The 12,089-nt window shown below is 70.1% G+C and carries 12 protein-coding genes; 5 read left to right on the forward strand and 7 right to left on the reverse strand.

The window, feature by feature from the left end; genetic code table 11:
- Window positions 1–3: 3 nt before the first annotated feature.
- A complete protein-coding gene (locus G6N31_RS26960; RefSeq protein WP_165776259.1) occupies window positions 4–165 on the reverse strand; it encodes a hypothetical protein in 162 nt (53 codons plus the stop codon).
- A complete protein-coding gene (locus tag G6N31_RS01265; protein WP_098004789.1) occupies window positions 165–371 on the reverse strand; it encodes a heavy-metal-associated domain-containing protein in 207 nt (68 codons plus the stop codon). Before G6N31_RS01265 ends, G6N31_RS26960 begins: the two co-directional genes overlap by 1 nt.
- A gap of 88 nt (window positions 372–459) precedes the next feature.
- On the opposite strand from G6N31_RS01265, the gene G6N31_RS01270 reads away from it, so the two are divergent.
- Window positions 460–1,134, forward strand: coding sequence for a DUF305 domain-containing protein (locus G6N31_RS01270; protein ID WP_420091021.1), 675 nt, complete (start codon window positions 460–462; stop codon window positions 1,132–1,134).
- A 20-nt stretch (window positions 1,135–1,154) separates the two neighbouring features.
- A complete protein-coding gene (dtd, locus tag G6N31_RS01275) occupies window positions 1,155–1,586 on the forward strand; it encodes a D-aminoacyl-tRNA deacylase (RefSeq protein WP_098004787.1) in 432 nt (143 codons plus the stop codon).
- On the opposite strand, the gene G6N31_RS01280 is transcribed toward dtd, so the two are convergent.
- Window positions 1,587–2,444: an AIM24 family protein gene (locus G6N31_RS01280; RefSeq protein ID WP_098004786.1), complete on the reverse strand. Its 858-nt coding sequence runs from the start codon at window positions 2,442–2,444 to the stop codon at window positions 1,587–1,589.
- Between the two features lie 72 nt (window positions 2,445–2,516).
- On the opposite strand from G6N31_RS01280, the gene G6N31_RS01285 reads away from it, so the two are divergent.
- A complete protein-coding gene (locus G6N31_RS01285; RefSeq protein ID WP_098004785.1) occupies window positions 2,517–2,717 on the forward strand; it encodes a hypothetical protein in 201 nt (66 codons plus the stop codon).
- Here the strand turns inward: G6N31_RS01285 and G6N31_RS01290 are convergent.
- Window positions 2,708–4,894, reverse strand: coding sequence for a molybdopterin-containing oxidoreductase family protein (locus G6N31_RS01290; RefSeq protein WP_098004784.1), 2,187 nt, complete (start codon window positions 4,892–4,894; stop codon window positions 2,708–2,710). The two genes, G6N31_RS01285 and G6N31_RS01290, sit on opposite strands and share 10 nt — an antisense overlap.
- Window positions 4,895–4,963: 69 nt before the next feature.
- Window positions 4,964–6,223, reverse strand: a complete 1,260-nt coding sequence (locus G6N31_RS01295) for an aspartate aminotransferase family protein (protein ID WP_098004783.1) — start codon at window positions 6,221–6,223, stop codon at window positions 4,964–4,966.
- Between the two features lie 77 nt (window positions 6,224–6,300).
- On the opposite strand from G6N31_RS01295, the gene G6N31_RS01300 reads away from it, so the two are divergent.
- Window positions 6,301–7,758, forward strand: coding sequence for an NAD-dependent succinate-semialdehyde dehydrogenase (locus G6N31_RS01300; protein WP_098004782.1), 1,458 nt, complete (start codon window positions 6,301–6,303; stop codon window positions 7,756–7,758).
- A gap of 30 nt (window positions 7,759–7,788) precedes the next feature.
- On the opposite strand, the gene G6N31_RS01305 is transcribed toward G6N31_RS01300, so the two are convergent.
- Together G6N31_RS01305 and G6N31_RS01310 are read right to left on the reverse strand one after the other, a co-directional pair.
- A complete protein-coding gene (locus G6N31_RS01305; RefSeq protein ID WP_098004781.1) occupies window positions 7,789–8,469 on the reverse strand; it encodes a GntR family transcriptional regulator in 681 nt (226 codons plus the stop codon).
- Window positions 8,466–9,191 (reverse strand): maleate cis-trans isomerase family protein, encoded by a 726-nt coding sequence (locus G6N31_RS01310; protein ID WP_165776258.1) that lies wholly within the window; start codon window positions 9,189–9,191, stop codon window positions 8,466–8,468. Before G6N31_RS01310 ends, G6N31_RS01305 begins: the two co-directional genes overlap by 4 nt.
- Window positions 9,192–9,239: 48 nt before the next feature.
- Between G6N31_RS01310 and G6N31_RS01315 the strand changes: the two genes are divergently transcribed.
- Window positions 9,240–12,089 carry an FAD-binding and (Fe-S)-binding domain-containing protein gene (locus tag G6N31_RS01315; protein WP_098004780.1) on the forward strand — a complete coding sequence of 950 codons (2,850 nt, stop codon included), beginning with the start codon at window positions 9,240–9,242 and terminating at the stop codon, window positions 12,087–12,089.

Below are 12,089 nucleotides of genomic sequence, written 5' to 3' on the forward strand. Positions count from 1 at the left end.
CGGTCACGGCGTCTGGCCTCCTGACGGATGAGTGTGCTGCCCGGTCGAAGGCTGCGGACCGGACGTCGTGGGCTCGGGACCGAACGCCTGACCCATCCACAGCGCGATGACGAACACCGCCACCAGGGTGGCGGCGAACGCGGTGATCCTGGCGGCGACGGACATCAGTTCGCCAGTTGGTAGCCGGCCTCTTCGACCGCGGCTTTCACAGCTGCATCGTCGAGGGGCTCGGTGCTGTCGATGCTGACTGTGCCGTCGGAGAGGTGGATGTCGACGCCGACGACACCGGGGAGGGCCTTGAGTTCTGCGCGGACCGATGATGCGCAGCCGCTGCAGGTCATCCCGGCGACGGTGATGGTGGTGGTACTCATGGCGCTCCTTAGAGTGGACGGCAGCCGCTTGCGCGACGACGTGTACTATACCCCCCTAGGGTATAAATCCAAACGAACAGGAGCCCCCGTGAACTCCACCCGCCGAGTGCCGGCTGCGGCAGGCGCCGCAGTCGCCGCGCTGGTCCTGCTGATGTCGGGCTGCAGCAGCGACGACAGCACCGAATCCGCCCAGGGCACCACCCATGAGGAACACGCTGCCCACGACCACGGGTCGGCGCCGGACGGAGCGGCTCACAACGAAGCCACTCACAACGAAGCCACTCACAACGAAGCCACTCACAACGAAGCCGATGCCGCCTTCGCCCGTGACATGGTCCCGCACCACGAGCAGGCCATCGTGATGAGCGACATCGTGCTCGGCAAGCAGGGCATCGACCAGCGGGTGCTCGATCTGGCAGACCGGATCAAGGCCGCGCAGGGACCCGAGATCGACACCATGCGTCAGTGGCTGACCGTGTGGCAGGTCCCCGAAGCCGAGCATCACGGGCATCACGGCGCCAGTCACGAGGAGATGGGCATGATGAGCGAGGCCGATCTCGACCGGTTGCGCAACGCCGAGGGCGTGGACGCGGCTCGGCTGTTCCTGACCGGGATGATCGCCCACCACGAGGGCGCGGTGCGGATGGCCCAGACCGAGGTGGACACCGGCAAGAGCGCGGAGGCCGTGCACCTGGCCCGCGACATCATCGCCACTCAGCAGCGCGAGATCGACGAGATGAGGCAGATCCTCGACTCGCTCTGACGCATGGCACCATCGCCTACATGCGAATCCTGGTGCAACGCGTCACATCTGCGCGCGTACGGGTGGACGGCGACGTCGTCGGTGAGATCGCACCGAACGGCCAGGGACTGGTTGCGCTGGTCGGCGTCACCCACACCGACGACGAGGCCGTCGCGCGTCGACTGGCCGAAAAGCTCTGGCAGTTGAGAATTCTCGACGACGAGAAGTCAGCCGGCGATGTCGGCGCGCCGATCCTGGTGGTCAGCCAATTCACGCTGTACGGCAACACCACCAAGGGGCGTCGCCCCACCTGGAACGCCGCCGCGCCTCGGCCGGTCGCCGAACCGCTCGTCGACGCGTTCGCCGCAGCGCTGGCCGACCTGGGTGCGCACGTGCAGACCGGCGTCTTCGGCGCCGACATGGCCGTCGAGCTGGTCAACGACGGACCGGTGACGATACTGCTCGAGTTGTGATCACGCCGTCGGCGCTACCGGCATCCCTTCGGACGGCTGCACGATGACGAAACCGTTGCCGTAGAACGACACCTGCAGCGCCTCCCCGGAACCGCGCCCGATCAACGCACCGGCCTTGAAGCTGGTCTTGAGCTGGGTCTGCAGGTTCGCCGACCAGGCCACCACCGCGTTGGTGTCGGCGAACGTCGGGGCCTCGCCGGCGTTGAGCACCACCGGCGGCCCGTCGGTGGTCAGCGCCACCCAACCGGTGCCCCGCAACGTGGTGTTGAACAGTCCGCCGGTGGCGATGCTGCCCCCCTTGACCCGCTCGATGTTCCAGTCCAGGCTCGACGAGAACGCCAGCACGTTCTTGCCGCTGATCGACAGCCCGGAATCGGTCAGGTTCAGCAGATGCACGTCGTAGGCGCGGTCGGCCAGGAACACGTCACCGCGGCCCGAGCAGCGCATCAACGGGAGGCCCTCGCCGGTGAACGCCTTCTTCAAAAACTTCGACGCGCCCCCGCCCTCGAAGGCGAATTCGACGCCACCCTGGTAAGCCACCATGGAGCCCTGCCGTGCCATGAACGGCTCGCCGAGACGCACCCGAAGCAGCTTGGTGTTCTGGTTGCCGATCGGCCGGGCCTCTTTCTCGCTGAATCGGCCGTCCACCAACTCGCCACTGATGCCGGCGAACCCGTCGCCGGCAGGCTGGGCGGGCGGAGGTTGCGACGCGGTGGGTGGGGGTGGCCCGCCCAACGGGGCGCGGTGCACCTGACCGCCCTGCGACACCTGCTCGGTCCACTGCTGACCGTCGAACCACCGGTATTCGTAGCGGCCCTCCGGATCGGGCAGCCAACTTCCGCGTGCGGGTCCTGTCATCGCGCCCCTCCTGAGCATCAAATCTGCGATCCAGCCTATGCGGCGCCGCGGCGCCGCTGGCACTCTTGAGGAATGGCAAAAGAGATCGACCGACAGCGGACCTCGAGCGCACTGGCCGTCGTCCGGCAACACCCCGTCATGGTGCTGTTCGCGCTGTCCCCGGTCCTGGTGGGCCTCGGACTGGTGTGGTGGCTGCTGGGCGCCGGATGGGCGATCGCGCTGTTTCTCCTGTTGGCTGTCGTCGGTGGCGTCGTCGTGTTGCGTCAACGCTGAGCCGGCGCGGCCGACACCACGCGCTCGACGGCGACATAGCTCGAGTTCAGCGCCGCCGTCTGGGACAGCGGATCCACCGCGTCGCCGTCGACGAGCAGGTTGCGGTTGACGCCGTAGGCCTGTGGTTCCGCATCCCCGCGCGGATCGAAAACCCGGGAGCCCCAACCGTGGTCGATGACGACGACGCCCGGTCGGGGCACGTCGCTGACCGCGGCCTGCAGTTGCACCGCGCCGACAGGGGAGTGCACCCGGACCCGGTCGCCGTCGTCGATCCCGAGACGTGCGGCATCGTCGGGGTGGACCAGGACCTCGGTGCCCTTCCCGGACGGGTGCAGCCCGGGCAGGTCGTTGAGCCACGAGTTCATCGAGTGGCGACGCCGCCGGTTGCCCAGCTGGAACGGGTAGGCCGCCGGCGCCTGCGGGCTCGGCTCGGCGAGCAGGTCGCGGGCTCGCGCGACGAACTCCGGCGGAGCGACCCGCACCCGCTTGTCGGGGGTCCGCAGCGCCGTCCGGAAGTGACCGAACTCGCGCGGTCCGAGCACCCAGCCGTGCGGGTGGGCCAGGACATCGCGCCAGCGAATCCTGCGGCCGTTGACTTTTCGGCTCGTCGCCACCAGCAGGCGGTTGACCCAGAGCGGTCCGAACTCCACGTTCGGCCTGCGGGTCAGCCGTGCCAGCCGCCGCGACACCCGGACCAACCCGTTGAGTCCCGACGCACCGAACAGCGGCCGGTTCATGGCCAGCGCGAGGTCGACGAAGATGCGCCACTCCTCACGCGCCTGCGGCGGTGGCTGCACCGCGCGGACTCCGTAGTGCAGATAGGGCTCGTCGTGCAGGTTGCTGGTGAACGCCAGCAGATCGTCCCGCTCGAGCCAGTGCACCGCCGGCAGCAGCCAGTGGGCGTGCCGGTGGCTTTCCCGCTGCACGAGGTCGATGGCCACCAACAGGTCCAGCTGGGCCAGCGCCCGGTCCAGCTTGGCGCCGTCGGGGCCGGAGATCACCGGGTTGCCGCTGTTGATCACCAGGGCCCGGATCTGCCCGCGCCCTGCGGTGGTGATCTCGTCGGGCAGTTCGCTCAGCGCGTGCGCGCCCGCCACCAGGTCGCGGCCGCGCAGGCGGCTTAGATGCGGCTTGGCGCCGGCCAGGCCGGCCAGGCGCAACGCGTCGACATATCCGGGCTCGAAGCGCCGGCCGCCCGGGCGGTCCAGGCGGCCGGTGATCACGTTGAGCACATGACCGAGCCACTCGGCGACCGTGCCGGCCAGGTGCAGCGACACCCCGGTGCGGGTCACCACCATCGCACGCGGCGCGGCGGCGAAACCGCGTGCCACCGAGACGATCTCGACGACCGGAAGGTCACATCGGCGGGCCAGGTCATCCAGGTCGGCGGTGGCCACCAGCTCCCGTAGGTCGGTCATGCCGGTGGCCAGGGTCTCGCAGTCCTGGGCGTGCTCACGGCCCTCGTCGAGAATCACCTTCACAAGGGCCAGCAGCAGGGCCCAGTCCTGTCCCGGCCGAACCGCCAGATGCATGTCGGCACGCTGGGCGGTCTCGGTGCGCAACGGGTCGACCACCACGATGGTGGCGCCGTGCTCCCGGCGGGCCAGCGCCCGGCGCCACCCGCCGGGCACCGACTCCACCCAATTCCAGGCACTGACAGCCGGATTGGTGCCGACCAACAGGAAGTAGTCGCAGTGGTCGATGTCGGACACCGGCACCATCAGGGGCGAGCCGTACATCTTCTCGGCGACGACATGCATCGCGTTCTGGTCGACCGAACCGACCGCGTAGCGGTTGAACGTACCGACGGCGTCCATCCACGCGTTCATGAACATCAGGTTCGACGACGAATAACCGGCCGGGTTGCCGTAATACGCCCCGACGGCGTCGGGACCACCGGCGTCGACGATCGCGTTCATCCGGGTGGCGATGTCGGCTATCGCCTCGTCCCAACCGGTTTCGACGTAGCGGTCACCGACCCGCTTCATCGGGGCGGTGATCCGTCGCGGGTGGTCGACGACCTCGGCGGCGGTGCGGCCCTTCGCGCAGAAGTCCTGCCAGCTGTGCGGGTTCTGCTTGTCCGGCGAGATCTTGACCACGGTGTTGTCGGCCACGGTGACCTCGAGTCCGCAGGACGCCAGGCAGTACCGGCAGAACGTGTGCACCGTCCGGGTCATGCGGCCATGCTGCCTGAGCGGCCGACGGCGTGTCGGCGGAACGCGATTGAGCAGTCCGCTCAGCAGGCGTCACAGGGCGGCGACGGCATCGCCCCACAGGCCGAGAGCCTCGTCGATGTGATCGGCGTCGACGACGAGCGCCGGAATGAAGCGCACCACCTGGCCCCACGCGCCGCAGGTCAGCAGCAGCAGGCCGCGCCGGGCGGCCTCCCGCTGCGCCGCCGCCGCCGCGGCACCGTCGGGTTTACCTGCGGCGTCGCGGAACTCGTTGCCCAACATCAGGCCCAGACCCCGCACATCGGTGATCGCGTCGTGTTTGTCGGCGACCAGCTGTAGCCCGTGGCGTAACTGTTCGCCGCGTGCGGCGGCGTTGTCGACCAGCTTCTCGTCGCGGATGACGTCGAGGGTGGCCAGCGCCGCTGCGCAGGCCACCGCGTTGCCGCCGTAGGTGCCGCCCTGCGAACCCGGCCACGCCCGGCCCATGACGTCGGCCGATGCGGCGATCGCCGACAACGGGAAGCCCGAGGCCAACCCTTTGGCGGTGATCAGGACATCGGGCGCGACGAATGCGTCGGACGTGAAATGGTCGTGCCCCCAGAACTTCCCGGTGCGACCGAAGCCGGTCTGCACCTCGTCGACGACCAGCAGGATGCCGTGCCGGTCGGCGCGCTCGCGCAGCCCGGCCAGGAAGCGGGTGTTGGCGGGCACGTAACCGCCCTCGCCGAGCACCGGCTCGACGACGAACGCGGCGGTGTCGGCGGGCGCGGTCATGGTCTGCAGCAGATAGTCCAGCTGCGCGAGCGCGAAGTCGGTGGCCTGTTCGACGGGCCAGCCGTAGTGGGTGGGGTCGGGAAACGGTGCGACATGGACGCCGGCCATCATCGGCGCGAAACCGGACCGGAACTTGGTTCCCGAGGTGGTCATCGACGCCGCGGCGACCGTGCGGCCGTGGAAACCGCCGTGGAAGACCACCACGTTGGGCCGCCCGGTGGCCTGTCGCGCGAGACGCAGTGCGGCCTCGACGGCCTCGCTGCCGGAGTTTGCGAAGAACACCCGGTCCAGGCCGGGGGGCAGTACCTCGCCCAGGCGGTCCACCAGGTCGAGCAGTGGGCGGTGCATCACGGTGGTGTACTGCGCGTGGATCAGGGAGCCGACCTGGCGCTGGGCGGCCTCGACGACGCGGGGATGACAATGCCCGGTGCTGGTGACGCCGATTCCGGCGGTGAAATCGAGATAGCGTCGGTTGTCCTCGTCGAAGAGCTCGACGCCGACGCCGCGCGCGGCCAGGACGTCGGTCGCTTGCTTGAGGACGGGCGAAAGTGCGGTCACGACAGATCCTTGATTGTCGGCGGGTAGATTGTCGACAATCTATCGGATGCTCGCGCAGAGGCGGAAGGGGTGGTGCAGTGCACGAGGCGCGCGTCGTCGAGAAGGTCGACAAGAGCCTGTTCATCGACGGCAAGTGGGTGGAGGCCACCGGCGGCCGCACGTTCGACGTCCTCGACCCGGCCACCGGAGCGACGCTGTGCGCAGTGGCCGACGCATCACCGGACGACGGTCGCGCCGCGCTGGACGCCGCGGTCGCCGCGCAGCCGGGCTTCGCCGCGCTGCCGCCGCGGGCGCGGGCCGACATCCTGACCGGCGCGTTCGAACTGCTGCACCAGCGCATCGACGAGCTGGCGCTGCTGATGACGCTGGAGATGGGCAAACCATTGGCCGAGGCGCGCGGCGAGGTCGTCTACGCCGCCGAGTTCTTCCGGCACTTCGCCGCCGAGGCGGTGCGCATCGACGGGGGCTATCAGACCGCCCCGGCCGGCGGTTCGCGATTTCTGGTCACCCGCCAGCCGGTCGGACCGTGCCTGCTGATCACGCCGTGGAACTTCCCGATGGCGATGGGAACGCGCAAGCTCGGGCCGGCGATCGCGGCCGGCTGCGCCAGCGTGGTCAAGCCCGCCCCCCAGACCCCGCTGACGATGCTGGCGCTGATGGATGTGCTGACCGAGGCGGGACTGCCCGGCGGCGCGGTCAACTGCATCACCACCACCGACGCCGGCGCGGTGATCGAGCCGCTGATCCGGTCCGGGTTCGTGCGCAAGCTGTCCTTCACCGGGTCCACGGCGGTCGGCCGTACGCTGCTGGAGCAGTGCGCGCAGAAGATCGTCCGCACGTCGCTCGAGCTCGGCGGCAACGCCCCGTTCCTGGTGTTCGAGGACGCCGACCTCGACGAGGCCGTCGAGGGGGCGATCGCGGCCAAGATGCGCAACATGGGGGAGGCGTGCACCGCCGCCAACCGGATTTTCGTGCACGCGTCGGTCATCGACGAGTTCGGGCGCCGGCTGGCCGCGCGCATGGCGGCGATGAAAGTGGGGCCGGGCACCCAGGACGGGGTGACCGTGGGGCCGTTGATCGACGCCGCGGCGCGGCGCAAGGTCGAGGAACTGGTCGCCGACGCCGTCACCCGCGGGGCCACGGTGCTGACCGGCGGGTCCACGCCCGGCGGCGCGGGGTACTTCTACCCGCCGACGGTGCTGACCGGAGTGCCGCGCGACGCGCAGATGTGTGACCAGGAGATCTTCGGACCCGTCGCGCCGCTGACCCCGTTCGCCACCGAACAGGAAGTACTCGCCGCCGCCAACGACACCGAGTACGGGCTGGTCGCTTACGTGTTCACCAATGACCTGCGCCGCGCGCTGCGCGTGGCCGAGGCGCTGGAGACCGGCATGGTCGGGCTCAACCAGGGGGTGGTGTCCAACCCGGCCGCTCCGTTCGGCGGCGTGAAGGCGTCCGGGCTGGGTCGCGAGGGCGGCTCGGTGGGCATCGACGAATTTCTCGAGACCAAGTACGTCGGCATCAAGATGAACTGACCGGGCGTGGGCACTGCGTCCGGCGCTGAGCTACAACACCACCGCGTCCGCCGGCTCCTCCGACGGCACCTCGAGCAGCCGGGCGAGCGCATCGTCCATGTGGGCGACCATCAGCCGGTCGGTCAGCTCGGCGTCGCCGGAGCGGATCGCCGCGGCCAGGGTGCGGTGCTCCTCCTCGCGGAAGTCCGACTTGGCGTAGGAGTCGTCCAGGGAGTGGATGCACATGCGGGTCTCGGTGATGACGGTCTGGTGCATGCGGCGCAGATGCTTGCTGCCCGACAGCAACACCAGCTGCTCGTGGAATTCGATGTCGAGCTCGCTCATCTCGGCCGCCGACCCCGCCCGGCCCATCTTGTCCACCACGGCCAGCAGCGCGTCACCGGCCGCGACGAAACCGCCGGACGCCACGATGCTGTGGGCCGCGGCGCGTTCGATGGCCTCCCGCGCGAGGTACATGTCGCGGATGTCCTCGGCCGTCAGGTCGATGACGAACAATCCGCGGTTGCGGATCGCGACCAGCAACCCCTCCTGGGTCAGACGCTGCATGCCTTCGCGCAGCGGGCCGCGGCTGACGCCGAGCTGGCGGGCCAGGTCGGCCTCCAACAACTGTTCGCCGGGCTTGAGTTCGCCGTAGCCGATGGCGGCGCGCAGCTTGTCGGCGATGATGCTGGGCGTCGAACGCTGCACCAGCGGCCCGATGTGTCCGGTCATCGCTGACTCCCGGATCGGAACAGTGCGCCCAGCCCGGGCAATTCGGGCACCGGCCCCAGCATCTCCAGACCCTTCCACACCGTCACCTGGTTGGCGGTCAGCACCGGCTTGCCCACGGCGGCCTCCAGCATGTCGATGATCGCCAGCGTGTGCATCGCGGTGTCGGGCACCAGCACCGCCTCGGCGTCGGGATGATCGGCGGCTTTCACCATCTCGACGACCCGCGCTGGTTCCAGGGTGCCGACCTCGGCGGCGGTGTAGATGCCGTGGCTGCCCATGGACACCACCTCGGCGCCGCCGTCGGTCAGGAAGCCGACGAAGTGCTGGGCGACGTCGTCGGGATAGGACGCGGCGACGGCGACCCGGTGGATGCCGAGGTGACGCAGCGCGTCGACGAAGGCGATCGACGTCGACGACGCCGGCACCCCGGCCGCGTCGGCGACCGCGGCGGCCTGCGCGCGGGCGCCCTGCGGGCCGAACACGAAGCTGCCCGACGTGCACGCCCACATCACGGCATCGGGCTGCGCGTCGGCGAGTTGGGAGGCGCCGTCGGCCAGGCGGGCGTCGCTGCCGATGTCGAGCAGTGCATCGACGCGGTGGGCGTCCTCGCCGACGGAGGTGATCACCACCGGTAGCCGCACCGCACCGGAGATACGTTCCTCGAGTGCGGGAAAATCGTCTTCGGCGCTGTGTCCGGGGTAGAGCAGACCGACCGTTGGCATAGATGACCTCCTTGGCTGACCGACAACCAGATAGGTAGATTGTCGACAATGTTAACGTCCGCGACCTACGACGTCAGGCGGCTGGGGGCCCAGCTGCGTTCCGGGGTTCGTGGCACCGTCCACGACGACGCCACCGCGCGGGCGCTGTACGCGACCGATGCGTCGAACTACCGTGTGGTGCCGGATCTGGTCGTGGTGCCCACAGACGTCGACGACCTGGCGGCCGCGGTCGCGCTGACCGCCGCCGCAGGAGCCCCGGTCACGATGCGCGGCGGCGGCACGTCGATGGCCGGCAATGCGATCGGCGGCGTGGTGATCGACGCGTCGCGCCACGTCAACAAGATCCTCGACATCGACACCGCCGCGCGCACCGCGCTCGTCGAGCCCGGCGTGGTGCTGACTCATCTGTTGGCCGCGGCTAAGCCGCACAACCTGGCGTTCGGCGCCGATCCGTCCTCGGGCAGCCGCGCCACGTTGGGCGGGATGATCGCCAACAACGCCTGCGGCGCGCATTCGGTGGCGTGGGGCACCACCGCCGACAATGTCCGCGCCCTGGAGGTGCTGCTCGCCGACGGCACCCGCACCACGTTCACCTCGCACGGTGACCGTGGCGCGCTGACCGCGCTGCCTGGCGCCGAGGGCGAATTGCACCGCCGACTCACCGGATTCGTCGACGCCAACGAGACGGCGATCCGGCAACGCTTCGGACTGTTCACCCGCCAGATCTCCGGGTACGCGCTGCACGAGCTGCTGCCCGAACGCGGTTACAACGTCGCGGCGTTGTTGTGCGGCAGCGAGGGTGGGTTCGCGGCGACGCTGCGGGCGACCGTCGGGCTGACGCCGCTGCCGGCCGCGCGGGTGCTGTGCGTGCTGGGCTTCGCCGACTCGATCGCCTCGGCCGAATGCGTGCCCACGGTGCTCGCGCACAGCCCGCTGACGATGGAGTCGATCAACGATCAGCTTGTCGACCGGCTGCCCGGCGAGGTGCGCCGAGCCGCGATCGACGCCGGGCTGCCCGCCGGGCGGGCCTGGGTGCTGGTCGAGATGGGCGGCGAGGACCTGATGGCGGCGACTATGGCCGCCGAGAAAATGCTGGTGGCGCTGAAGGATTCGGGATCGCCGGCGACGGCGTCACTGGTCACCGAGCCGGCCGCGCAGGCGGTGCTGTGGCGGTGCCGCACCGACGCCGCCGGGCTGGCCACCCGCCGCGCCGACGGCGCCGAGGCGTGGGGCGGCTGGGAGGACGCTGCGGTGCCGCCGCACCGGCTGGCCGACTACCTGCGCGGCCTTGACGAGCTGATGGCCCGCTATGGACTGGCCGGCGCGTCCTACGGGCACTTCGGCGAGGGCTGCATGCACATGCGCATCGACTTCGATCTGCTCTCCGACGACGGTATCCGCGCCTACCGGGCGTTCGTCGAGGAGGCCACCGATCTGGTGGTGGCGCTGGGCGGTTCGGTATCGGGGGAGCACGGCGACGGCCGGGCCCGCTCGGAGCTGCTGGGCCGGATGTACGGTGCGGACGGGTTGGCGCTGATGGCCGGTATGAAGGACATCTGGGACCCGCGCCGGGTGCTCAACCCCGGCGTGGTGGTGGACCCACCGCCGCTGGACGCCGACATCCGCCATCAAGCGCCGCTGCAGCGAAAGGCGTTGACGCTGTTCGCCTATCCGGACGACAACGGGGACTTCGCGCAGGCGCAGCGGCGCTGTGTCGGCATCGGCAAGTGCCGCCAGACCAGCGGCGGGGTGATGTGTCCGAGCTATCAGGCCACCCGCGAGGAAAAGCACTCCACCCGCGGGCGCGCGCATCTGCTGTGGGAGATGCTGCAGGGCGACGTGGTGACCGACGGGTGGCGCTCCACCGAGGTGCGCGACGCGCTGGATCTGTGCCTGTCCTGCAAGGGGTGTCTGTCGGACTGCCCGGTCAACGTCGACATGGCCACCTACAAAGCCGAATTCACCCACCACCACTATGCGGGCCGGCCGTGGGCGCGGCCGCTGTCGCACTGGTCGATGGGGTGGCTGCCGCTGTGGTCGCGGGTCGCGGCGACGGCGCCCCGGCTGGCCAACCGGCTGGCGCGCGGTCCGCTGGTGAAGCGACTCGGCGGCATCGCCGAGGAACGCGAGATCCCGCGCTTCGCCGAGCAGACGTTCACGTCGTGGTTCGCCGCACGGCCGGTCAATGCGGGCCCGCGCGGACAGGTGCTGCTGTGGCCGGACAGCTTCACCAATCACCTTGCCCCGCAGGTCGGTCAGGCCGCGGTTGCGGTGCTGGAGGCGGCGGGCTATCAGGTGGTGCTGCCGGCGCGGCCGGTGTGCTGCGGGCTGACCTGGATTTCGACCGGGCAGCTCAACGCCGCGAAGAGGCGGCTGACGTCGTCTCTGACCACGCTGGCGCCGCATCTCGATGCGGGCACCCCGATCGTCGGTCTGGAGCCCAGCTGCACCGCGGTGCTGCGCCGCGACGCGCTCGAACTGCTGGCCGGCAACGAGCGAGCCCACCGCGCGGCCCGTCAGACGCACACCTTCGCCGAATTCGTCCTCGCCTCCGGCTGGCAGCCCCCGCAGCTCGACGCGCAGGCGCTGGTGCAGACGCACTGCCACCAGCACGCGGTGCTCGGTTTCGACGCCGACCGCACGCTGATGGCCAAGGCCGGCATCGCCGCCGACATCCCGGATTCCGGATGCTGCGGGCTGGCAGGGAATTTCGGCTTCGAGCGTGGCCACTACCAGGTGTCCCAGCAGGTGGGGGAGCGGGTGCTGCTGCCGGCGGTGCGCAACGCCGCCCCGCAAACCACGGTCCTGGCCGACGGGTTCAGCTGCCGCACCCAGATCGCGCAGGGCACCGACCGGCGCGCGCTGCACCTGGCCGAGCTGCTGGCAGGCGGGCTCTGA

The sequence above is a fragment of the Mycolicibacterium duvalii genome (genome assembly GCF_010726645.1).
GTDB classification, from domain to species: Bacteria; Actinomycetota; Actinomycetes; order Mycobacteriales; family Mycobacteriaceae; genus Mycobacterium; species Mycobacterium duvalii.

Bases quoted from the DNA above. Each gene is read 5' to 3' on its own strand.
- G6N31_RS26960 (WP_165776259.1), bottom strand. From the start codon at position 165: ATGTCCGTCGCCGCCAGGATCACCGCGTTCGCCGCCACCCTGGTGGCG.
- G6N31_RS01265 (WP_098004789.1), bottom strand. From the start codon at position 371: ATGAGTACCACCACCATCACCGTCGCCGGGATGACCTGCAGCGGCTGC.
- dtd (WP_098004787.1), top strand. From the start codon at position 1,155: ATGCGAATCCTGGTGCAACGCGTCACATCTGCGCGCGTACGGGTGGAC.
- G6N31_RS01280 (WP_098004786.1), bottom strand. From the start codon at position 2,444: ATGACAGGACCCGCACGCGGAAGTTGGCTGCCCGATCCGGAGGGCCGC.
- G6N31_RS01285 (WP_098004785.1), top strand. From the start codon at position 2,517: ATGGCAAAAGAGATCGACCGACAGCGGACCTCGAGCGCACTGGCCGTC.
- G6N31_RS01290 (WP_098004784.1), bottom strand. From the start codon at position 4,894: ATGACCCGGACGGTGCACACGTTCTGCCGGTACTGCCTGGCGTCCTGC.
- G6N31_RS01305 (WP_098004781.1), bottom strand. From the start codon at position 8,469: ATGACCGGACACATCGGGCCGCTGGTGCAGCGTTCGACGCCCAGCATC.
- G6N31_RS01310 (WP_165776258.1), bottom strand. From the start codon at position 9,191: ATGCCAACGGTCGGTCTGCTCTACCCCGGACACAGCGCCGAAGACGAT.
- G6N31_RS01315 (WP_098004780.1), top strand. From the start codon at position 9,240: ATGTTAACGTCCGCGACCTACGACGTCAGGCGGCTGGGGGCCCAGCTG.